Genomic DNA, 21,395 nt, shown 5'->3' on the forward strand with positions numbered 1-21,395 from the left:
CCACCTACATCAACACCCCTCCCATCACATTCCCCCCCACCCCGCCGCTCTCCCCCCGGGGGCCGGGGGGTGGGTGGCGCCCTCGCCGTTCGGCGCCCGGCCGGGGGGGGGCGGGGCCCCCGCCCCGCGCGCCGCGGGCCCGGGGGCCGGGGCCGGCGTGACGTCCGTACCTGGTTCAGCAGCCCCGCGTCAGTAGACGCTCACGCCGTACGCGCTGAGCGCCTCGGTGACGGGCTGGAAGAAGGTGGTGCCGCCGGAGGTGCAGTCGCCGCTGCCGCCGGAGGTCAGCCCCAGCGCCGTGCTCCCCGAGTAGAGGGGACCGCCACTGTCGCCGGGTTCGGCGCAGACGGTGGTCTGGATGAGGCCGGAGACGATGTCGCCGCCGCCGTAGTTGACGGTGGCGTTCAGTCCGGTCACCTTCCCGCTGTGGATGCCGGTCGTGGAGCCGCGCCGGGTGACCGACTGCCCGACGCTCGGGGTGCCGGCGCTGGTGATGTCCTGGCTGCCGACGGTGCCGGGGTGGGAGGCCGAGCCGGTGTACTGGACGATGCCGTAGTCGTTGCCCGGGAAGCTGCTGCCGACGGTGTTGCCCAGGCTCGCGCCGGAGCCGGTGCTCCAGGGCGGGTTGCCGTCCGTGCAGTGACCGGCCGTCAGGAAGTAGTAGGTGCTGCCCTTGCGTACGTTAAAGCCCAGTGAGCAGCGCCAACTGGGGGCGTAGATGGCGTCGCCGCCCGAGATGTACTTGCGAAAGGCGCCGGCGACCCGGTCGATGCGGACCGCGGCGGCATTGTCGCCCGCGGCCCGCTGGATCTCGGCGATCCCGGCGCGGGAGACGGTGCGGTCGGCGGTGACGACCAGAGTGTGGGTGGCGCTGTCGACCCGCCAGGCAGTGCCGGGGACGTCCGCGGCGCGTACCGCGGCGCCGGCGGCGCTGAGCTGGGTGGCGCTGAACGTCCGTGCCGGTGCGGGGATCTGGGCGTGGGCGGCGGGGACGGCGAGGGCCCCGATGGCCACCAGTCCGGACGCGACGGCGATCAGCCGGGTGCGTCTCGCGACGCCGCTGTGGGGGATGGTGCGCTCGTTCCTCACTGATTCCTCCGAGGGGGATCGGGGGGCCGCAGATGAGCAGCCCGGTGAGGCGCAGCCGAAGGGCACGCAGGAATCCGCACGTTCATTTTCGGCGTGCCCCTGACAAGCGCTGAGCGGAGTCTCGGGTGCACCGCCCCCACAGCGCAAGAGGCCTTCACTCACGTCTTTTCCGGGGCTCGGTCCGCGGCCGGCCCCCGGCCCCTGACACTCCGCCCCGGCAGCCGCGTTGGCGGGCTGCCGGGGCGGCGCTGACCCCCTCGGTCAGCACTGGGACGGGCCGGCGGACCATCCGGTTCCGCTCCCCGCGCAGAAAGTGCACGCCGGACGCCGGACCCGATGGCGTCCAGGACTTCGCCGCCCGACTCCGGGGCGAGCCGGGGCGGCTCGTCGAGGAGCGGCAGCCCGGATCCCCCGGGGTGAGAGCCCCCGCGAGGGCCGTTCGCCGCCGCTCCACCCGGGCCGCGGTCAACCGCTTCAAAGAGGGGGCACTTACGAGCGGAATCTCGCGCCCGAGGGAACCGCCCGTCGGCGCTCAGCACCGAGCGGAACGGCCCGCCGAAGATCGGATGAACCGGGGCGCACGGGGGCGCGCGCCCCCGGCTTCTGCAGCGGGACTTCAGAACCGGCCGGCGTTGTCCGATTATCGCGGTACTCCCCGTTCGGGGGAGGCCGGTCCACGAGACCGCCGGCCCGCGCGCCGGCCCCGTACGCCCGCGGGACCAGGGCTTTGCCGCAGATGCCGGCCCTGGAGCGGCACCACCGGCCAGCACCCGACACCACCCGGTCGGGTACCGAACGTCATGCTCTTCGTACTGTCAGTTTCCTTGCCGGGCGCGCAAGCTGATAGTGCGCCACCCTCTTTGCACCAGATGTGTCACGAACCCCCCGTGCGGCGGCTATCCGCTTGGCACACTGTCGGCCTCATGGACGACGATAGGGGTACACACACAGACACCGCGGGCTGAGAGGAGGCGTCAATGGGATCGGTGCGCAAGGCGAGTGCCTGGCTTGGCCTCGTCGACGACGGTGACGACGAGCGCTACTACGACGACGACTACGCCGAGGGACCCGATACGGGCGACTCGGGCGGCAGCAATCCCTGGGTGACCGACCCCCGGGTCCGGGTGGCCGACGAGACCGCCCACGACCAGGGCACCCGTATCGCCACGGTCACCCCGGAGAGCTTCCGGGACGCCCGCGGCATCGGCGAGCTGTTCCGGGACGGTGTCCCGGTGATCGTCAACCTGACGTCGATGGAGTCCGCCGATGCCAAGCGTGTGGTGGACTTCGCAGCCGGCCTGACCTTCGGCCTGCGCGGGTCGATCGAACGGGTCGCCACCCGCGTCTTCCTGCTCACCCCCGCCGACTACCGGGTGCTCAGCGGCGAGAGCCGCGACCACCGCAACGGCGGCTTCTTCAACCAGAGTTAGGGGCAGGGCCGCTCACCGGACGGCGCGCCGGGCACCCGCCGGTCCGGCTACCGGAAGGCATCCAGGCCGGTGAGCGCCTTGCCCAGCACCAGCTGGTGCATCTCGACGGTGCCCTCGTAGGTCAGCACCGATTCGAGGTTGGTCGCGTGCCGCATCACGGGGTACTCCAGCGAGATCCCGTTGGCGCCCAGGATCGTCCGGGACGTGCGGCAGATCTCGATCGCCTCCCGTACGTTGTTCAGCTTGCCGAAGCTGATCTGCTCGGGGCGCAGCCGTCCCGCGTCCATCCGCTGCCCCAGATGGTGGGCCAGCAGGATCCCCTTGTGCAGTTCGACCGCCATGTCGGCGAGCTTGGCCTGGGTGAGCTGGAAGCCGCCGATCGGCCTGCCGAACTGCTCCCGGCTCCGGGAGTACGCGAGCGCGGCCTCGAAGCTGGCGCGCGCGGCGCCCATGGAGCCCCAGACGATGCCGTAGCGCGCGTGGCTCAGACAGCCGAGCGGACCGCGCAGACCGGTGGCCCCGGGCAGCACCGCATCGGCCGGCAGCCGCACCTCGTCCAGGACGAGTTCGCTGGTCACCGAGGCCCGCAGGGACCACTTGTGGGTGATCTCGGGGGCGGTGAAGCCGGGGGTGCCGGCGGGGACGAGGAAGCCCCGGATGCCCTCGTCGGTACGGGCCCAGACCACCGCGACACCGGCCACCGAGCCGTTGGTGATCCACATCTTGCGCCCGCTGAGCACCCAGTCCGAGCCGTCGCGCTTGGCGTGGGTGCGCATCGCGGCCGGGTCGGAGCCGATGTCGGGCTCGGTCAGACCGAAGCAGCCGATGGTCTCGCCGGCCGCCATCGTGGGCAGCCACTGCTGCTTCTGCTCCTCGGAGCCGAAGCGCCAGATCGCGTACATGGCGAGCGAGCCCTGGACCGAGACCAGCGAACGGATGCCGGAGTCGGCGGCCTCCAGCTCCAGACAGGCCAGGCCGTACTGGATGGCGGAGGCGCCGGCGCAGCCGTAACCGGTCAGGGACATGCCGAGCGCGCCGATCGAGCCGAGCTCGCGGGCCAGTTCGCGGATACCGGGCAGCTCGCCCGCCTCGTACCACTGGGCGATGTGCGGCAGGACGCGGTCGGCGGCCCACCGGCGGACGGTGTCACGGACCGCCCGGTCCTCGTCGGTGAGCAGGTCGTCGAGGCCCAGCGGGTCGCCGGGATCGAACGGCGGGACCGTCGAGGAAGCAGCGGACGGCTGTGCGGACATGCGGGCCTCCGGCGGGTTCAGCGCTCGCGCCAAAACTAGCAGTGGTAGTTATGCGCTCCGACGGTACGGCCCGCGACGGCCGTGCGGCAAGGGTCACCGCCGCACGGCGCCGTGAGGAAAGACCGGGCCGTCAGCGGCCCGAGCGCGCCGCGGCCGGCTCGCCGCCGCAGCCGGCGCCCGCAGCGTCGGCCGGCGCGGCCTCGCCCTCGGCCTCCGCCCGCTCCGTGGTCTCCGCGGCCCGGCGCGGCAGCCGCAGCGCGATCCCGGCGCCGATCAGCAGCAGCACGGCGCTGGCGACCAGGGTGACGTGCAGTCCGCGTACGAAGGAGTCGCGGGCGGCCTCACGCAGCGCCGCCCGGGCGGCCCCGCCGAGGCCGGCAGCCACCTTGTAGGCCTCGCCGAGGGAGTGCGCGGCCGAGGCGGAGGCCTTCGCGGGCACCCCGTCGACGCGGCCCAGGCCGGGCGCGTAGGCGGCGTTCATCACGCTGCCGAGCAGCGCGACACCGATGCCGGCGCCCAGCTGGTAGGCGGTCTCGCCGAGGGCCGCGGCCCCGCCGGACTGCTCGGCGGGCGCCTCGTTGAGCATCGATTCGTACGCTCCGAAGAGCGTGGACTGGAAGCCGAAGCCGAGCAGGACGAAGCCGCCGGCCAGCAGCCAGGGGCGGTCCTGAGCGGACATCGCGGTCAGGCAGAGCACCGCGGCGGCGGTCAGCACGAAGCCGAACGAGACCATCGCGCGCGGGCCGAGCGCCTGCAGCAGCTTGGAGCCGGTGAGCCCGGCGGCCATCGCCGCGAAGACCAGCGGCAGCATCCGCAGCCCGGTCTCCAGCGGGCTGAGCCCCAGCACCAGCTGGAGGTACTGGACGGCGATCAGCTGCAGGCCGACCAGGGCCAGCATGGCCAGCACGATGCAGCCGACGGAGGTGCCGAACGCGGGCCGGGCGAACAGCCGCATGTCGATCAGCGGATGGGTCCGCCGGCGCTGGCGCCGGACGAAGAGGATCAGCAGCGCGACGCCGAGCACGATGGGCAGCAGGGTGGTCGGGCCGACCAGGGTGGCGCCGCTGCCGATCCGCTTGACGCCGAGCACAATGCCCAGCACACCGAGCGCCGCGACGATCGCACCGATCACGTCCCAGGGGCCGTTGCGCTCGCCCCGGGACTCCGGCAGCAGCCACCGGCCTATCAGCAGCATCGCGGTCATCATCGGGATGTTGATGAGGAAGACCGAGCCCCACCAGAAGTTCTCGACGAGGAAGCCGCCCAGCACCGGGCCGACCGCGGCACCGACGGCGGCCACCGCGCTCCACACCCCGATCGCCACCGCGCGCTCCCGCCGGTCGGGGAAGACCTGGCGCAGGATCGACAGTGTCGCGGGCATGATCATCGCGCCGCCGATGCCCAGCAGGGCACGGGCCACCATCAGGGTCTGCGGATTGGGCGCGAGCGCCGCGGCGGCCGAGGCCAGGCCGAAGAGGCCGTAGCCGAGGAGGAGGACGCGGCGGCGGCCGACGCGATCGCCGAGGGTGCCGAAGAGGATCAGCAGCGACGCCGCGATCAGCGGATAGACGTCGACGATCCAGAGCAGCTCCACCGGCCCGGGACGCAGATCCTCGGTCACCGACGGCACGGCGACGTAGAGGATCGTGGTGTCCAGCGCGACGAAGAGCAGGCTGACACAGAGCACGATCAGCACGGTCCAGCGGTTCACACCGCCGCCTGAAAGCCGGGGAACACCAGCCGCCCGTCCACTGCCGGACGCGGTCGTCCCGGACATAGCACCTCCAGTCATGCTTCTCGCGGCCACGGATCAGGGCGCGCAGAACGCCCCGGGAGAACCGGTGGCACGGGCGAGTTTGAGACGTCAGACTACGCGAGTCCCCGGAGCCGCCGCGTGGCTCACCTCACGATGAGACGCGCATCGCAGCCCCCTGCGTTCCCCCGCCCGCGGCCGACCGTCGTTCTTCGGCCACCTGGATAATCGTCGGGATGAGCGATCTTGCCTCTGCCGCCGTTCCCGGCCGGGCCCTGAGCGACGGCACCGGTGCCCGGGCCGCGCTGCGCCGGGCGGCGCCCGCACTGGCGGTGTACGCCGCCATCCGGCTGCTGGGCCTGACGGTGCTGGCCGCCTGGTCGGCGGCGGACGGCAAGAGCTGGCACACCCTGCTGACCGCCCGCTGGGACTCCCTCTGGTACACCCGGGTCGCCGAGCAGGGCTACGGCTACGCGGTGCAGCTGCCCAGCGGTGACATCCACTCCAACCTGGCGTTCTTCCCGCTGTTGCCCTGGCTGGAGCGCGGCCTGTCGGCGGCCCTGCCGGTGTCGCCCGCGGACGCCGGGATGGCGGTGGCCTGGCTGTCCTCGCTGGCCGCGGCGGGTGCGCTGTACCTGACCGGGGAGCGGCTGCACGGGCCGCGGGCCGGGGCCCTGCTGGCCGCGCTGTGGGCCGCACTGCCGGTCGGGATCGTGCAGTCCATGGCGTACTCCGAGTCCCTGTTCACCGCGCTGGCGGCCTGCGGGGTCTACGCCGTACTGACCGGGCGCTGGGTGTGGGCGGGGGTGCTGTCCTCACTGGCCGGGCTGACCCGGCCGGTGGGTGCGGCGGTGGTGGCGGCCGTGTGGATCACCGCGGCGGTGACGCTGTGGCGGGAGCGGACCGACGGCGCCGGGTTGCGGGCGGCGCTGCGCCGGCACCCCGGCCTGCTGTCCGGCGTCCTGCTCGCCCCGCTCGGCTGGTGCGGCTTCTTCCTGTGGGTCGGGGCGCGCCAGGGCTCGTTCACCGGCTACCTGGACGTCCAGGGCGGCTGGGGCAACGGCTTCGACGGCGGGCTCGCCTTCGGCACGTTCATCTGGCAGCAGTTGTCCGGGCCGGCCCTGCCCGCCGGGCTGGCGCTGCTGGCCGGCGTCGGGCTGGTGCTCTGGCTGTACGGGCACGGCGTACGGCGGGGCCAGCCGCTGCCGCTCATGGTGTACGGCGGGGTGGTGCTGCTGCTCGCGCTGACCGCCAAGGGCTACTTCGGGTCCAAGCCGCGGCTGATGATGCCGGCCTATCCGCTGCTGCTGCCGGTGGCGACGGCCCTCGCTCGGTGCCGCCCGGTGCGGGCCTGGTGGGTGGTCGGGCTGGTGGCGGCGGGCTCGGCGATCTACGGGGCGTTCTGGCTGAACGGGTCCGGCCCACCATGATCATCTTTCGGCCAGATGGCCCGAAGGTGGCGGTCCACCCGCGCGGCGACGGGGAAACGGTACACAGCGCCCGGGCAAATGAAGGATAAACTCCTCCAGGGAAAAGAAGATAAGGCGCTGAGCGGTCCGACACGCGGCCGCCGGCAAGGGATTCGGATTCGCCTGGAATTCGCTTCCAAATCCCAGCGACGAAGCCTCGATTGAGACTCATTCCACATCACATCGTCATTACAAAGCGCACAGTTTGACCAAGCGCCTACATCACACGCGGTAACGTCGATTGAGTGCGTACCGATGAGAAGCTCGACCAGATGGAGGAGCACCCGACCGATCGTGCCCGATCACCGCAGATGACCCGGACCCGCCATTGGCTGTTCGGCGGCACGCTGGCGGTGTACGCGGCGATCGTGGTCGGAGTGCTGACCACTTCATGGCTGGTCACCTTCGACTGGCAAGTCATGTTCTTCCGGCCCTACAAGCAGTGGCCGGAGATCCACGCGTTCCTCGACTACTTCGTGGTGCTCGGCCAGCGCGGCCCGACCGCGGTGGCGGTGGCGGCCTGGCTGGGCTGGCGCTGCTGGCGGCAACGGAACCTCCACCCGCTGCTGGTGCTCGGCGCCTCGCTGCTGCTGCTGAACGTCACCGTGGGCGCGGCCAAGCTCGGCATGAGCCGGCTCGGCCCGCACTACGCGACCACCGTCGGCGCCAACGAAATGGGGCTGGGGGGCGACATATTCCCCTCGGGCCACACCGCGAACGCCGTGGTCACCTGGGGCGTGCTGGCCTACCTGGCGACCACCCCGCTGCGCCGCCGCACGCTGTCGGTGATCGCCGCGCTGGGTGCGCTGGGCGTCGGCATGACGACGGTCTACCTCGGTACGCACTGGGTCAGCGATGTGCTGCTCGGCTGGGCGGCCGGCCTGCTGGTGCTGCTGGCGCTGCCGTGGCTGGAGCCCGGCATCATCTGGGTGGAGGACCGCCTCATGGGCATCCTGCTGCGGCTGTGGCTGCGGCTGCGCCCCGATTCCCTGCGCGGCCCGCTGCCGGCCGGCTCGCTGGCCCCCGGGGTCTCCCGGCAGCGCATCTCCCCCGAGGGCGAGGTGCTGGTCCGCGGGCCCATCGGCGCCCCGGCCTCCGTCCGTTCCGCCACCCGCGCCCCGGACGGCTGGCCGCACCACCCACCGCGCCCGCACACCGCCCGCTCCGAGCGCACCCCGGTCACCCCGACCGGCAGCCGCCGGCCGCCGCACGCGGACCGCGTCCCGCGGACCACGCCGCTGAGTCCGGCCTCCGGGCGCGGCCGCAACACCAACGGCTGACCGCCCCACCAGCCGCGGGGCCGGTACGCACACCCCACCCCGCCACGAAGGCCCCGGCCGCTCCATCTGGAGCGGCCGGGGCCTTCGTCGTCGTACGGGCCGGTGCCCGCCCCGCTCAGCCCTGCCAGCTGCGGCGCACCGCGCCGTCCTGCACCTCGAAGTTGAGCCGGCCGGCGAGGTACTCCATGGTGACGATCGCGCCCGGCGGCAGCGAGCGGACCGTGGTCCAGCCGCGCTCCCTGGCGCGCTCCTCGGCGTCCTGCTGGCCGAGGCCGACGTACGCCTCGACGTCGTCCGGCGGGTTGTCCGGAAGGTTCGGTAGATCATCCATGACGCCACCGTAGGCGCCGGCCCCCGGCCCGGGGAAGGCGGGGCCGTCGCACACCGCGGTGACTTTCCGGTCCGCCGATGGTCACACTTGTGTCACAGCTATCGATCCGGCGTTTGCCGGAACTTCCGTCACCCGTACGCGCCGGGTGACGGCGCAACCGGGTGGAAAATAAAACCGCCGGAATTCCGCCTTGATCAAACACGGAACGAACGGGTGTGGTCCGGGGCAGTCCAGCCGGGACGGCCGGCGATCCGGAATTTAATCAGTCGTCAGTGCCGGATTTCCCTTGCCGAGCGCCCCTAATCGACCGGCCGGAAATTAGCCAACGTGACACACCCCGCACACATTTTCCGCACATCGCCCAGCGGGCCGGATCACGGACACTTCTCCCGCGCCTGCCAGCGGCCTCGACCGGCCCGCCCCCGGGCCGCCGGTTCGGTGCTCGGTGCCCGGCACTCGGTGCTCGGTGCTCCGCGCCCGGGTGGGCCGTTCCCGGGGCAGCGGGGGCCGTGCGGTGGGGTGAGGGGGTCCAGTCGCTGCGCGGGGTCCGCCGGTCCGCGCGGCCGGTGTCACGAGGGGCGGCGGCAGCGAAGGGAGCTTCGGTCCATAGGACGGCGCGACCGCCCACCCGGGGCGGGCAGGCGGTCGGGCGTTCGGCCGGGAGTCGAGCGGGCAGGCGCTCGGCCGGGCGGTCAGCTCTGGTCCGGACCGGCGACCCGGACGGCCAGGTCGTTGTCGAGGGTGTAGTACGGGCCGACCCGGACCTGGCCGGCCGGGCAGCTCACCGCGAGCGCCGGATAGCTGAAGACCTGCTTCTTGTCGGCCACGTCGTCCAGGAGCCGGGCGATCCGGACCGGCCGGGCGCCCTCGGCGGGGCGCAGCCACAGGTCCCAGGGCTCGCTGCCGCTCTCCCAGTGCGCCGCCAGCTCCGCGTAGGGCAGGGTGAAGGTGAACTCCGGGCCCTCGATGTCCAGCGGGACGGTGACGGTGGCCGGTCCGCCGCCGTCCGGGGACTCCCCGCGACGCCGCGCCCGGGCCTCGGCCTGGGCGCCGGTGGCGGCCGGTGCGGCGCCGTAGAGACGCCCGGAGACCGTCATCCCGTCGGGCGCCACGAGGATGTCCCCGGCCTCCGCATGCGGGCCGCGCAGCCAACTGCGCAGTGCGAGGTTGCCGAACTTGGTGGCGTACGGGATCCGTACGCCGAGCCGGCCGATGCCCGCCAGTGGGCGGCGGTCCACCAGGGACCGCAGGTCGTTGACCCCGGGCAGCAGGCGGCGCGGGTCGCGGCCGTCGCCGAGGTCGGCATAGGCGTTCCAGCGGCCCTCGGCGAGCGCGACGGTGCTGGGCAGCACGGCGCGCAGCCGGCCGGCGCCGTTGGGCCCGAGCGGCAGCCGCACCTCGCCGTCGCCCGCGCCGTCGCCGCCGCGCAGCCGCAGCACCAGGGCCGCGCTCCAGGCGGCGGGCGCGTCCTGTGGGGCGGTCAGGTCGAAGGTGAGACCGCCGGCGGAGTCCGCGATGCAGTCGGCCCGCAGCTCCTCGGGCTCCGGCTCCCGGTCCTTACTCCTCCCCGGCGGGGTCCGCCGCTCGGCGCCGCCGGGGTCTGGTCTCACGGCTGTGGGTTCCTGCTCGATGGCGGCGGACTCCTTCGTCTCGTCTCCAGTCACGGTCATTTGGCGCGCTGCGGTCATGCCGTCCGCACCCCTCCCAGCACGGCGCGGGCCGCGTCCTTGGTGGCGTATGCGCCGCTGAGCAGGGCGCCCCGGGCACGGTGCAGGCTGCCGTGCAGCCGGCCGGACCCGCGGCGGGTGCACAGCTCGCGGAAGAGCTCCTCGTAGCGGCCGGCGATCCGGTCGGGGTCGAAGCGGGCGGACGAGGCCAGCGCCGCACGGCCCATCCGCGCCCGGGCGTCATCGTCCCGGATCAGGGCGAGCAGCCCGCCGGCCAGCGCCTCGGGGTCACCGACCGGCACCAGCGAGCCGTCCACGCCGTCGGCGATAATCTCGCCGGGCCCGTGCGGACAGTCGGTGGCCACAACCGGCAGACCGCACCGCATCGCCTCGACGATGGTCATCCCGAACGACTCCAGGCTGGAGGAGACCGCAGCGATCGAGCCCTTGGCCCACTCGGCCTCCAGGGGGTTGGCCGGGCCCATCAGGAACACGTGGTTGTACAGGCCGAGTTCGTCTATCAGGGCGCGCAGCGCGGCCTTCTCCGCGCCACCGCCGTAGATCCGCAGCCGCCAGTCCGGTCGTTCGGCGACGACCTGCGCGAAGGCCCGGATGAGCACGTCGTAGCGCTTGACGCGGGCCAGCCGGCCGGCCGCGACGACCCACTTGTTGCCGCCGTCCGCGGGCGGAAGTCCGGGCGCGGGCACACTGTTGGGCACGGCCTCGACGCGTACGCCGGGCAGCCGGAGCGTGCGGCGGTAACTGCGGGCGTCGGCCTCGGTGACGGTGGTGACCGCGTCCAGCCGCGGATAGGCGCTGCGCAGCGCCAGCTTGAGCGGCCGGCTGTGGGTGTCCAGGGTCAGGTGCTCCTGCCCGACGCGGACCGGGCCGCGGCGCGCCTGCTTGGCTATGTGGACGTTCAGCCCCGGCCGGGTGCCGACCACCACGTCCGCCGCCACCCCGCGCAGGTGCTGGGCTATCCGCTGGTCGGTCAGCTCGCTGTACTGGCCGTAGCGGTTCTCGGCGGCCGGGAAGACCTTGGCGGGACGGGCGTACGCCGGGTCGGCGCCGTCGTAGTCGGGGCTGGACTCCCTGATGTCGACGAGGTGCCGCAGCGCGACGCGGGGGCCGAAGTCGAAGACCGGGTCATCGCGGTGGCGCAGCACGGACACGATCTCGACGTCATGCCGCTCGGCCAGCGTCCGGGCCAGGTTGACCGTGGTCCGGATCGTCCCCCCTATGCCATAGGCATTGTGAATCAGGAATGAGATATGCATCCGTCCCCGTGTCCCCTGGTCTTCCGTGCGGATCCCCGCGCCCCCAGGGACCGCATCGCGCTCCCCTGCCGCGACGGGTCCCTCCCACCTACTGAACGCAGAGACCACGCGGGGCGGTTCCGGGTTGGGCGGTTTCGCCAAGATGTGCCGAAAGCGTTGCGGCATCGGTAACGGGCAGCGGGAACCCCGGGCCGATGGTTTCCGTCCACCCCGGTAGGGACACCGGGGCGGACGGGACAGCCGAACGCCTTGCGGGGACGCCCTAAGGGAGGATCAGCCGGGCGCCGGGCACCAGCCGGTTCGGGTTCGCCCCGAGCGCTTGCCGGTTGGCCTGGTGCAGCGCCTGCCAGCCGCCCGTGACGCCCTGTCTGCGGGCGATGTCGCGGAGGGTGTCTCCGGGCCGTACGACATACGTCCGCTCGCCGCGGACCAGACCGTAGCGCCTGGCGCACACCGGCCAGGCCCCCCATCCCTGGGCCGCCTGCACCTTCTTGGCGATCACGATCTGCTCCTTGCGGCTGGCGAGGTCGGCCCGCCGGGCGAAGGCCAGGCCGCCGAAGGCCTCCCAGGTCGGCTGCCAGAACTGCAGCCCGCCGTAGAAGGAGTTGCCGGTGTTGACGTGCCAGTCGCCGCTGCTCTCGCACTCGGCGAGGCAGCCCCAGGGCCACTGGTCGACGGCGCAGGCGTGCCGTGCCTTGTCCCCGTCGGCGTACGGGACCGCGGTGCCCCCCTGTGGTCCGTCGGCGGCGGCCCCGACGGGCAGGGCCAGGACCAGGGCGGTGGCCGCCGCGGTGAACAGCCCGGCGGTTCCCGGAAAGCGCCGTCGCGCCCATGAGTTGTCCGACATAGCCGGTGACCGTAAGCAGCCGTCCGCCGTCCACCCGCGCGCCACGCGCTCCCGGCCCCGGACCCACCCGCTCCGGTGTACGGAACACCGCCAACTGCGCCATCTGCGGCGCCTGGAGCGGCGGTGGGCGACGGCTCGGGGGAGGTCATTTCGTGGTTCTCGGCTGTGCGGAACCGGTTCGATTCCGTTCGCGTCGTCGCGTGACCCCTGCCGCAGGTCACCCGTTGTCCTTGTACGAGCCGGGAGACCACCCGGCGGACGCACAGAGATCGAGGAGCCACCCGTGCCGCGCATGCTCGACGTCAGTGACGACGTTCGCGCCGAGATCGGCGATGAAGAAGCCGACCGCCTGCTGGCCGGTGGCGACGCCCCCGGCAGCTACGACTGCACCTCCTGCCGGACCCCCGGGGACAGCGAGCAGGAGCGCACCAGCACCGTCCTGTTCGTGGGCGAGGAGACCGCGGTGCTCGCGTTCGCCCACGCCACCTGCATCCCCTCGCAGGTCGTCCCGGTTTCGGAGGAGCAGCTCAAGGGAGCCGTGCGCTCCATCACCGGCGAGGACACCGGCCCGGGACCGCACGCCGCACAGGCCACCCCGCTCCCGATCGGTGAGCGCCAGGCGACCCTCGGGATCACCTGCGGGCTGGTGCTGGTCGAGGACGATCTGCGCCCGGCCCTGGTCGTCGAGCCGGACGGCCCGATCGCCCGCCCGGGCTCGGTCGGCCTGGACGACAACTTCCTGCCGCTCCTGATGGAGCAGGGCTTCCAGCGGGTGACGGACATGAACCAGCTGCCGGCCCTCAACCCCGGCTGGTCCGCCCTGCTGGCCATGGGCAAGCTGCACGCCGTGCTGCAGCCGGGCAGCACCGGCGGCCAGGCGGCCTGGTGGCAGGCGCACCAGCCGCTGGCGGTCTCCGACGGCTGGCGCACCGCGGCCAACAAGGCCCAGACGGTACTGATGTACGCCGCGCCCGCGGGCACCATCGGCCACCAGCCGCGCGAGGACCTGATGCGGCAGGCGCTGGAGGAGGCCGCCGCCAAGGGCGCCCTGGTCGCCGCGGCGATGCCGCTCGCGGGCACCTGACGGCCCTGGTAGCACCCGATCGCGGGGGCGGACCGCCGAGCCGGCCGGTCATGCCCTCGCGATCCGCCATTTCCACCGCAAAGCCGCATCCCCCGGCGACCGGGGTCGTTGGCACAGACGTGCACGCATACGACCCCTCCGCCCGCGCCCCGTACGTCCCCATCCCCGCCATGCGCCCCTCGCACGAACGCGGGGCGGCGTACACGGTGGGACGCGGCTCGGCCACCCCGATCTACGACGAGCTGTACGCCGAGTACCGCCGTGCCTTCCGCGCGCTGCCCGGTGACCGTACGGACGAGCCGGAGCTTCCGGAGGTGCTGCGCGGCGGCGGGAGTTGGGGCCGCCCGGCGGCGGCCGGCGGGCACTGGGAGGTCATCGGGCGCCAGCCCTACCACCCGCGGGCGCACCTCCCGGCCCTTCCGCCGGGGCCGCGCGAGGCCCGTCCGCACGGCCACTGACCAGCCGCACGGCTCCCGTCCGCGTCCGCACGGCCACTGACCGCCCTGCCGGGGCCGGGCGTCCGCGGCTCAGGCCGCGGACCGTGCCCGGCGCGCCGGCTACTTCTTCTTGGTCCGCTTCTCCCGCACCCGCACCGAGAGGTGGATCGGGGTGCCCTCGAAGCCGAACTCCTCGCGCAGGCGGCGCTCGATGAACCGCCGGTAGCCGGCCTCCAGGAAGCCGGAGGCGAACAGCACGAAGCGCGGGGGCTTGGTGCCGGCCTGGGTGCCGAAGAGGATGCGGGGCTGCTTGCCGCCCCGGATCGGGTGCGGGTGGGAGGCGACGATCTCACCGAGGAAGGCGTTCAGCCGCCCGGTGGGGACACGGGTCTCCCAGCCCGCCAGCGCGGTCTCGATCGCCGGGACCAGCTTCTCCACATGGCGGCCGGTGCGCGCGGAGACGTTCACCCGCATCGCCCACGGGATCTGCACGAGGTCCCGCTCGATCTCCCGCTCCAGGTAGAACCGGCGCTCCTCGTCCAGGTTGTCCCACTTGTTGTACGCGATGACCAGGGCGCGCCCGGCCTCCACGGCCATGGTGATGATCCGCTGGTCCTGGACGCTGATGGACTCACCGGCGTCGATCAGGACGACCGCGACCTCGGCCTTCTCCACGGCCGCGGCGGTGCGCAGCGAGGCGTAGTAGTCGGCGCCCTCCTGGAGGTGCACCCGACGGCGGATGCCCGCGGTGTCGACGAACTTCCAGGTCTTGCCGCCCAGTTCGATCAGCTCGTCGACCGGGTCGCGGGTGGTGCCGGCGAGTTCGTTGACCACCACCCGCTCCTCGCGGGCGACCTTGTTCAGCAGCGAGGACTTGCCGACGTTCGGACGGCCGATCAGCGCGATCCGACGGGGGCCGCCGCCGGCCGCGCCGAAGGTCTGCGCGGGCGCCTCGGGCAGCGCCTCCAGCGCGGCGTCCAGCATGTCGCCGGTGCCCCGGCCGTGCAGTGCGGAGATCGGGTGCGGCTCACCGAGGCCCAGCGACCAGAGCATCGCGGCGTCGGCCTCGCCGGACGGGCCGTCGACCTTGTTGGCGACCAGGACGACGGGCTTGCCGGAGCGGCGCAGCAGCTTGACCACGGCCTCGTCGGTGTCGGTGGCGCCGACCTTGGCGTCGACGACGAAGACCACCGCGTCGGCGGCCTCGATGGCGAACTCGGCCTGCATCGCCACCGAGGCGTCGATGCCCAGGACGTCCTGCTCCCAGCCGCCGGTGTCGACGACCTTGAAGCGGCGGCCGTTCCAGTCGGCCTCGTAGGTGACGCGGTCGCGGGTGACGCCCGGCCGGTCCTCGACGACCGCCTCACGGCGACCGATGATGCGGTTCACCAGCGTCGACTTGCCGACGTTGGGGCGGCCGACGACAGCGAGGACGGGCAGCGGGCCGTGGCCGGCCGCGGCGATGTCGCCCTCGACCTCCTCGAGGTCGAAGCCCTCCTGCGCGGCGAGCTCCATGAACTCCGCGTACTCGGCGTCGCCAAGCGCACCGTGCTCGTCGCCGGTGGGGATCTGGTCGTTCATGAAGTCCGTTCCTCGTTCATCATCATCGGTGGACCGCTCGTCCGCGGCCCACTACTCATAGCTGGCTCAGCGCCCGGTCAGGCGCCTGGCCTCTGCCAGGTGGGCGGTCAGCCGCTCCTGGATCCGTACGGTCGCCTCGTCCAGCGCCTTACGGGTACGCCGGCCGCCACCGCCCCCGGCCCCTTCCTGGGCCTCGAAGGCGTCGCCGAAGACGACGTCGATGCGCCCGCGCAGCGGCGGCACGGCGCGGGTCAACCGGCTGTGCCGGTCCGTGCCGCCGAGCACCGCCACCGGTACGACGGGAGCGCCGGAGCGCACCGCGAAGTACGCCAGGCCCGCCCGCAGGGAGGCGAAGTCGCCGGTGCCGCGGGTGCCCTCCGGGAAGATCCCCAGCACCCCGCCGCGCTGCAGCACGCCGAGCGCGTCGGTGATCGCCTTGCGGTCGACGGTGCTGCGGTCCACCTTCAGCTGCCCGATGCCCCGTAGGAACGGGTCCAGCGGGCCGACGAAGGCTTCTTTCTTGATCAGGAAATGCACGGGCCGGGGCGCGGTGCCCATCAGCATCGGCCCGTCGATGGCGCCCGAGTGGTTGACGGCCAGGATCACCGGGCCGGCGGACGGCACCCGCCAGGCGCCCAGCACCCGCGGCCGCCACAGCCCGTACATCAGGCCGATGCCGATCCGGCGGCCGAGTACGGCGCCGGAAGCGCTCGGGGCGTCGGGCCGGGGCGAGGCCCCGGCGCCGGCCGGGGGCGGCACCGTGCCAGCTCCGGTCACCGGGCGAGTCCCGCCTTTTCGGCGCTGACGCCCTCGATGAGGGTGACCACGCACTCGATGACCTGCTCCAGCGTCAGCTCGGTGGTGTCCACCTCGACGGCGTCGTCCGCCTTGGCCAGCGGGGAGGTCTTGCGGGAGGAGTCGGCGGCGTCCCGCTTGATCAGTGCCTCGCGGGTGGCGGCCAGGTCGGTGGCGTCCTTGCCCTTGAGCTCCCCGGTGCGGCGGGCCGCACGGGCCTCGGCGGAGGCGGTGAGGAAGATCTTGAGGTCGGCGTCGGGCAGGACCGTGATGCCGATGTCCCGGCCCTCGACGACGATGCCCTTCGGCGCCGAGGCGGCGATGGAGCGCTGCAGGTCCGTGATCAGGGTCCGCACCTCGGGCACCGCGCTGACGGCGCTGACCGCGGAGGTGACCTCCTGGGTGCGGATCGGGCCCGCGGCGTCCAGGCCGTCGACGGTGATGGTCGGGGCGGCCGGGTCGGTGCCGGAGACGATCACCGGCTTGGCGGCGGCGTCGGCCACGGCGACGGCGTCCTTGACGTCGATGCCGTTGTTCAGCATCCACCAGGTGATGGCGCGGTACTGGGCGCCGGTGTCGAGGTAGCCCAGGCCCAGCTCGGCGGCCACCGCCTTGGACGTGCTGGACTTGCCCGTGCCTGCGGGTCCGTCGATGGCGACAATCACTGCAGCCGGGGCGGTCCGAGCGGCGGTTTCCACGGTGACGAACACCTTTCTTGTCCACGGGGCGGGGGTCCAAGGGCCGTAAGGGCCTCGCACAAGGTTACTGGCTCACCCGGACGGCGCCGTCCACGGTGTCACTGCCGGATCGACCACCCGCGCTCCCGCAGCTCCGCGGTCAGCACCGGCACCGTCTGCGGCTCGACCATCAGCTGGATGAAGCCCGCCTGCTGACCGGTGGCGTGCTCGATGCGGACGTCCTCGATGTTGACCCCGACCCGGCCGGCGTCGGCGAAGATCCGGGCCAGCTCGCCGGGCTGGTCGCCGATGTACACCGCGACGATCTCGTACGCGGCGGGGGCGGCGCCGTGCTTGCCGGGGACCCGCTCGCGGCCGGCGTTGCCGCGCCGCAGCACGTCCTCGATGCCACTGGCGCCGCCGCCGCGCTTCTCCTCGTCGGCGGACTCCAGGGCGCGCAGCGACCGCACGGTCTCGTCGAGGTCGGCGGCGACCTCGGCCAGGACGTCGGCGACCGGTCCGGGGTTGGCGGAGAGGATGTCGATCCACATCGCCGGGTCGGAGGCCGCGATCCGCGTCACATCCCGGATGCCCTGGCCGCAGAGGCGGACGGCGGTCTCGTCGGCGCCCTTGAGCCGGGCGGCGACCAGGCTGGAGAGCAGCTGCGGGGTGTGCGACACCAGGGCGACGGCGCGGTCGTGCGCATCGGCGTCCATCACCACCGGGACGGCCCGGCACAGCGCGACCAGCTCCAGGGCGAGGTTGAGCACCTCGGTGTCGCCGTCGGGCCGCGGGGTGAGCACCCAGGGGCGGCCCTCGAAGAGGTCGGCGGTGGCGGCCAGCGGGCCGGACCGCTCCTTGCCGGCCATCGGGTGGGTGCCGAGGTAGCCGGTCAGGTCACAGCCCCGCTCCTCCAGCTCGCGGCGCGGGCCGCCCTTAACGCTGGCGACGTCGATGTAGCCCCGGGCCACGCGGCGCCCGATGGCGTCGGCCAGCGCGGTGGCGACGTGTGCCGGCGGCACCGCCACCACGGCCAGGTCGACCGGCTCCGGCGGCACCTCGGCGGTGCCGGCGCCGAGCGCGGCGGCGGTCAGCGCCTGGGCCTGGTCGTGGTCCTCGAGGTACACCTGGACGCCGCGCGCGTGCAGCGCGAGGGCGGCCGAGGTGCCGATCAGGCCGGTTCCGATGACGAGTGCGGTTCTCACTGCGCGATGTCCTTTCGCAGCGCCGCGGCGGCACCGAGGTAGACGTGGGCGATGCCGGCCTTGGACAGTCCGGTCTCGACGTGGGCCAGCACCCGCACCACGCGTTCCATGGCGCCGTCGACCGCGAGCTCCTGGGCACAGATCAGCGGGACGTCGGTGATGCCCAGGGCACGGGCGGCAGCGGCCGGGAAGTCGCTGTGCAGGTCCGGGGTGGCGGTGAACCAGACGCTGATCAGGTCGTCCGCGAGCATCCCGTTGCGCTCCAGGACGGCGGTGAGCAGCTCGCCCACCCGCTCCTGCATGTGCGCGGCGTCGTCCCGCTCCAGTTGGACGGCCCCGCGGACCGCTCGTACCGCCACGTCACTGCTCCCCTTGTGTTGTGTGCCGTGTCACGCACCCGTGCTCGCACTGATCAGCGTAACCAGCCGCACTGACATTCCGTACGCGGCGGGTGACCGCGGGACGAGCCGGAACGCCTCCCGGCGCGGGCGGCGACCGCCCGCCCACCGAGGGTGATCATGCCGGTGACCACTGCGTGACGGGTGTCCCAAACCTGGTGACATCCGCCGCCCCACCAGCCACAATCGCCGCCATGCCGGAAGCCTCCGCAGAGCACTCGCTGGTCGTCGAGCACACCGTCTACGCGTGTGTGATGGGCTCACGCGCCTTCGGACTGGCGACGGAGAACAGCGACATCGACCGGCGCGGGGTCTTCCTCGCGCCGACCCGTCTGTTCTGGGGCTTCGAGAAGCCGCCGACCCATGTGGAGGGGCCGCGCGAGGAGGAGTTCTCCTGGGAGCTGGAACGCTTCTGCCAGCTGGCGCTGCGCGCCAACCCCACCGTCCTGGAGTGTCTGCACTCGCCGTTCGTCGAGCGGATCGACGACACCGGTCGGGAGCTGCTGTCGCTGCGCGGCGCCTTCCTGTCCCGGCAGGCCCACCGCACCTTCACCGGGTACGCCACGGGGCAGCTCAAGCAGCTGCGGGCGGATGTGCGGCAGCGCGGCGCACCCCGCTGGAAGCACGCCATGCACCTGCTGCGCCTGCTGGCCAGCTCGCGCGACCTGCTCCGCACCGGCGCCCTCACGCTCGACGTCGGCCCGGCCCGGGAAGAGCTGCTGGCCGTCAAGCGGGGTGAGGTGGCCTGGGAGACCGTGGAGCGGCGGATGGCACGGCTGTCCGAGGAGGCCGACGCTGCGGTGTCCGGCTCGCCGCTGCCGGCCGAGCCGGACCGGGCCCGGGTGGCGGACTTCCTCTTCCGGGCCCGGCGGACCTCAGCGCTCGTCTGAGGCCACGGCCCGCGGGCCGGGCTCCGGGTACCCGGGCGCCGCCAGTCGGGCCCGGACGACCAGGTCGTGGAGCGCCGCACGGGCGCCCGGTACGTCCGGCAGGGCGGTCGCGGCCTGCGCGGCGTCCAGCCGGGCGTGCAGCGCCTCGACGTCCGCGCGTAGCCGCGCCGCGTCCACTACGTCACCGGCCGCGCCGTGTTCGGCCGCCTCCTTGGCCGCGATCAGCTCGGGCACATAGGCGGGCGCGGCCACCTCGCCCACCAGGGTGGGCAGGTGGGGCTGCACCCGGCGGCCGGTCATCAGGTGGATCCCGGTGAGCAGCACCCGCAGGGTGTACAGCAGCGGCTTCAGCTCGCCGGTCTTCTCGAAGAGCCGCCACTGGGTCCGGGCGAAGCCGCGGTAGTGGTGGGCGTGGTGAGAGGTGAGCAGGTCGGGGGCGAGCGCGACCAGCTCCCGATGGACCTCCGTGGTGTGCACGACCAAGGGGGAGAGCAGCTGTTCCAGGACGTAGCCGTTGCGGCGCAACAACAGGCGGGCGAACTTCCGCAGGTCGTGGGAGACCAGGTCCGTCTCGACGCCGTCCCGGTCCCCCATCCGGGTCCGGGTCTCCTCCGGCTCGTGGAGGCCGACCAGCGCGGCCGTCGGCAGCAGGTGGGACCCGCGCAGGTCGACGTCGGAGTCGTGGGAGGGAAAGCCGTACAGATGCGCGCCGGAGACGGTGGCGAAGACCAGCGGGTCGTCCGCCTCCGCCAGCACCGCGCTCAGGTCGACGGCGGGCACCCCGGCCGCCCGGAGGACGGCGTCCCGCTCGGTGGCGCCGGTGAGGCCACGAGCGCTCTCAGGCGCGGCCTCGGGCGGGCTCTCGGGCAGGGTCTCAGGCATCCCAGGCCTCCCCCAGCGCCAGCAGCTCCTCGCGGTACTCGATACGGGCGACCCACTCCTCGGGCCAGGCGCCGGCTCCCCGATGGGCACCCGCGAAGGCGCCGGTGAGGCAGGCGATCGAGTCGGAGTCGCCGGAGGTGCAGGCGGCCCGGCGCAGCGCGGTGAGCGGCTCGTCGGGGAAGAGCAGGAAGCAGAGCAGGCCGGTGGCCAGCGCCTGCTCCGCGATCCAGCCGGCACCGGTGGCCAGGCAGGGGTCGGCCTCCGGGTCCGGTGCGGCGAGCGCCGCGTCCAGGCGGTCCAGCACCCCCAGGCACTCGTCCCAGCCCCGGGCGATGAACCTCGTCGGGGACGGGTCCTGGCCGTGCCGCCACAGGTCGCCGAGCCAGTCCTCCCGGTAGACGGTGCGCCCCGCGCGGGCGTAGGTCCGCAGCAGGTCCGGCAGCTCGGCGGGTCGGGCGCCGTCGGCGAGGACGCGGACGGCGAAGGCGGTCAGGTCGCTCGCGGCGAGCGCGGTGGGGTGCCCATGGGTCAGCGCGGACTGCAGCTGGGCGGCGCCGGACCGCTGCTGCGGACTCAACCCCGGGGCGAGCCCGAGGGGGGCGACCCGCATATTGGCGCCGCACCCCTTGGACCCGATCTGGCTCGCCGCGACCCAGGGCCGGGCCGGGGCGGCGAGCAACTCACAGGCGCGCAGGCAAGTGCCGCCCGGTGCACGGTTGTTGTCCGGCGAGCGCCACCAGGCGACGTACTCCTCGCGCACCGGCCCTTCGAGCCCCGCCGCGGTGAGTTCGCCGCGCCCCATGGCCGTCCGCAACCCCCGCCCCAGCGCCAGCGTCATCTGGGTGTCGTCGGTGACGAAGGCGGGCTCGGGCAGCGGCATGCCGCGCCACGGCCCCGCCTTCGCGAGGATCGCCGGTACGTCGTTGAACTCCGTGGGAAAGCCCAGCGCATCGCCGAGCGCCAGGCCGATCAGCGCGCCGGTTGCGGCGGACCGCGTTGCCCCCGTGGACCCCATGAAAAACCACCCCTTAATCGTCATGGTGACGTTAA

Annotated in this window: 20 protein-coding genes; 6 read left to right on the forward strand and 14 right to left on the reverse strand. The window is 73.3% G+C overall.

Annotation, left to right across the window (positions count from 1 at the left end):
- Nucleotides 1–189 precede the first annotated feature (189 nt).
- Nucleotides 190–1,089: a S1 family peptidase gene (locus AB0G84_RS33150; protein WP_361329298.1), complete on the reverse strand. Its 900-nt coding sequence runs from the start codon at nt 1,087–1,089 to the stop codon at nt 190–192.
- 977 nt (nt 1,090–2,066) lie between these two features.
- On the opposite strand from AB0G84_RS33150, the gene sepF reads away from it, so the two are divergent.
- On the forward strand, nt 2,067–2,519 hold the full coding sequence (gene sepF, locus AB0G84_RS33155; protein WP_361329301.1) for a cell division protein SepF: 453 nt from the start codon (nt 2,067–2,069) through the stop codon (nt 2,517–2,519).
- A gap of 47 nt (nt 2,520–2,566) precedes the next feature.
- On the opposite strand, the gene AB0G84_RS33160 is transcribed toward sepF, so the two are convergent.
- Nucleotides 2,567–3,772, reverse strand: coding sequence for an acyl-CoA dehydrogenase family protein (locus AB0G84_RS33160; RefSeq protein WP_361329305.1), 1,206 nt, complete (start codon nt 3,770–3,772; stop codon nt 2,567–2,569).
- A gap of 130 nt (nt 3,773–3,902) precedes the next feature.
- Nucleotides 3,903–5,549 (reverse strand): MFS transporter, encoded by a 1,647-nt coding sequence (locus AB0G84_RS33165; protein ID WP_361329308.1) that lies wholly within the window; start codon nt 5,547–5,549, stop codon nt 3,903–3,905.
- A gap of 212 nt (nt 5,550–5,761) precedes the next feature.
- Here AB0G84_RS33165 and AB0G84_RS33170 point away from each other — a divergent pair, with 212 nt between their 5' ends.
- A complete protein-coding gene (locus tag AB0G84_RS33170; RefSeq protein WP_361329311.1) occupies nt 5,762–6,955 on the forward strand; it encodes a hypothetical protein in 1,194 nt (397 codons plus the stop codon).
- A gap of 284 nt (nt 6,956–7,239) precedes the next feature.
- Nucleotides 7,240–8,274 carry a phosphatase PAP2 family protein gene (locus tag AB0G84_RS33175; protein WP_361329314.1) on the forward strand — a complete coding sequence of 345 codons (1,035 nt, stop codon included), beginning with the start codon at nt 7,240–7,242 and terminating at the stop codon, nt 8,272–8,274.
- Between the two features lie 115 nt (nt 8,275–8,389).
- Here AB0G84_RS33175 and AB0G84_RS33180 read toward each other — a convergent pair whose 3' ends face one another.
- The 4 genes from AB0G84_RS33180 to AB0G84_RS33195 all read right to left on the reverse strand — a co-directional run bounded on the left by AB0G84_RS33180 (nt 8,390) and on the right by AB0G84_RS33195 (nt 12,396).
- Nucleotides 8,390–8,605: an I78 family peptidase inhibitor gene (locus AB0G84_RS33180; protein ID WP_361329317.1), complete on the reverse strand. Its 216-nt coding sequence runs from the start codon at nt 8,603–8,605 to the stop codon at nt 8,390–8,392.
- A gap of 692 nt (nt 8,606–9,297) precedes the next feature.
- Nucleotides 9,298–10,293 (reverse strand): hypothetical protein, encoded by a 996-nt coding sequence (locus AB0G84_RS33185; protein ID WP_361329320.1) that lies wholly within the window; start codon nt 10,291–10,293, stop codon nt 9,298–9,300.
- A complete protein-coding gene (locus AB0G84_RS33190) occupies nt 10,290–11,549 on the reverse strand; it encodes a glycosyltransferase family 4 protein (RefSeq protein WP_361329323.1) in 1,260 nt (419 codons plus the stop codon). The genes AB0G84_RS33185 and AB0G84_RS33190 overlap by 4 nt, the downstream gene beginning before the upstream one ends.
- 262 nt (nt 11,550–11,811) lie before the next feature.
- The gene (locus AB0G84_RS33195; RefSeq protein WP_361329326.1) at nt 11,812–12,396 is read right to left on the reverse strand and encodes a transglycosylase family protein; all 585 of its coding nucleotides are present in this window, start codon (nt 12,394–12,396) and stop codon (nt 11,812–11,814) included.
- A gap of 283 nt (nt 12,397–12,679) precedes the next feature.
- Here AB0G84_RS33195 and AB0G84_RS33200 point away from each other — a divergent pair, with 283 nt between their 5' ends.
- Together AB0G84_RS33200 and AB0G84_RS33205 are read left to right on the forward strand one after the other, a co-directional pair.
- The gene (locus AB0G84_RS33200; RefSeq protein WP_361329329.1) at nt 12,680–13,480 is read left to right on the forward strand and encodes a hypothetical protein; all 801 of its coding nucleotides are present in this window, start codon (nt 12,680–12,682) and stop codon (nt 13,478–13,480) included.
- Nucleotides 13,481–13,599: 119 nt separating this feature from the next.
- The gene (locus tag AB0G84_RS33205) at nt 13,600–13,938 is read left to right on the forward strand and encodes a hypothetical protein (RefSeq protein WP_361329332.1); all 339 of its coding nucleotides are present in this window, start codon (nt 13,600–13,602) and stop codon (nt 13,936–13,938) included.
- 99 nt (nt 13,939–14,037) lie between these two features.
- Here AB0G84_RS33205 and der read toward each other — a convergent pair whose 3' ends face one another.
- The 5 genes from der to aroH form a co-directional block, all read right to left on the reverse strand.
- Nucleotides 14,038–15,498, reverse strand: coding sequence for a ribosome biogenesis GTPase Der (der, locus tag AB0G84_RS33210; protein ID WP_361329335.1), 1,461 nt, complete (start codon nt 15,496–15,498; stop codon nt 14,038–14,040).
- Between the two features lie 66 nt (nt 15,499–15,564).
- Complete coding sequence (locus tag AB0G84_RS33215; RefSeq protein ID WP_361329451.1) at nt 15,565–16,164, reverse strand: lysophospholipid acyltransferase family protein; 600 nt, start codon at nt 16,162–16,164, stop codon at nt 15,565–15,567.
- A 107-nt stretch (nt 16,165–16,271) separates the two neighbouring features.
- Nucleotides 16,272–17,003, reverse strand: a complete 732-nt coding sequence (gene cmk / locus AB0G84_RS33220) for a (d)CMP kinase (RefSeq protein ID WP_361329338.1) — start codon at nt 17,001–17,003, stop codon at nt 16,272–16,274.
- Between the two features lie 86 nt (nt 17,004–17,089).
- Nucleotides 17,090–18,175, reverse strand: a complete 1,086-nt coding sequence (locus AB0G84_RS33225) for a prephenate dehydrogenase (RefSeq protein WP_361329341.1) — start codon at nt 18,173–18,175, stop codon at nt 17,090–17,092.
- Nucleotides 18,172–18,534, reverse strand: a complete 363-nt coding sequence (aroH, locus tag AB0G84_RS33230; RefSeq protein ID WP_361329344.1) for a chorismate mutase — start codon at nt 18,532–18,534, stop codon at nt 18,172–18,174. The genes AB0G84_RS33225 and aroH overlap by 4 nt, the downstream gene beginning before the upstream one ends.
- A gap of 233 nt (nt 18,535–18,767) precedes the next feature.
- Here aroH and AB0G84_RS33235 point away from each other — a divergent pair, with 233 nt between their 5' ends.
- Nucleotides 18,768–19,463, forward strand: a complete 696-nt coding sequence (locus AB0G84_RS33235; RefSeq protein ID WP_361329347.1) for a nucleotidyltransferase domain-containing protein — start codon at nt 18,768–18,770, stop codon at nt 19,461–19,463.
- On the opposite strand, the gene AB0G84_RS33240 is transcribed toward AB0G84_RS33235, so the two are convergent.
- Together AB0G84_RS33240 and AB0G84_RS33245 are read right to left on the reverse strand one after the other, a co-directional pair.
- Nucleotides 19,449–20,345 (reverse strand): nucleotidyltransferase domain-containing protein, encoded by an 897-nt coding sequence (locus AB0G84_RS33240; protein ID WP_361329350.1) that lies wholly within the window; start codon nt 20,343–20,345, stop codon nt 19,449–19,451. The two genes, AB0G84_RS33235 and AB0G84_RS33240, sit on opposite strands and share 15 nt — an antisense overlap.
- On the reverse strand, nt 20,338–21,360 hold the full coding sequence (locus AB0G84_RS33245) for an ADP-ribosylglycohydrolase family protein (RefSeq protein WP_361329353.1): 1,023 nt from the start codon (nt 21,358–21,360) through the stop codon (nt 20,338–20,340). The genes AB0G84_RS33240 and AB0G84_RS33245 overlap by 8 nt, the downstream gene beginning before the upstream one ends.
- Between the last annotated feature and the right edge of the window lie 35 nt (nt 21,361–21,395).

Source organism: Streptomyces sp. NPDC020742, from assembly GCF_040641675.1.
Lineage (GTDB): Bacteria > Actinomycetota > Actinomycetes > Streptomycetales > Streptomycetaceae > Streptomyces.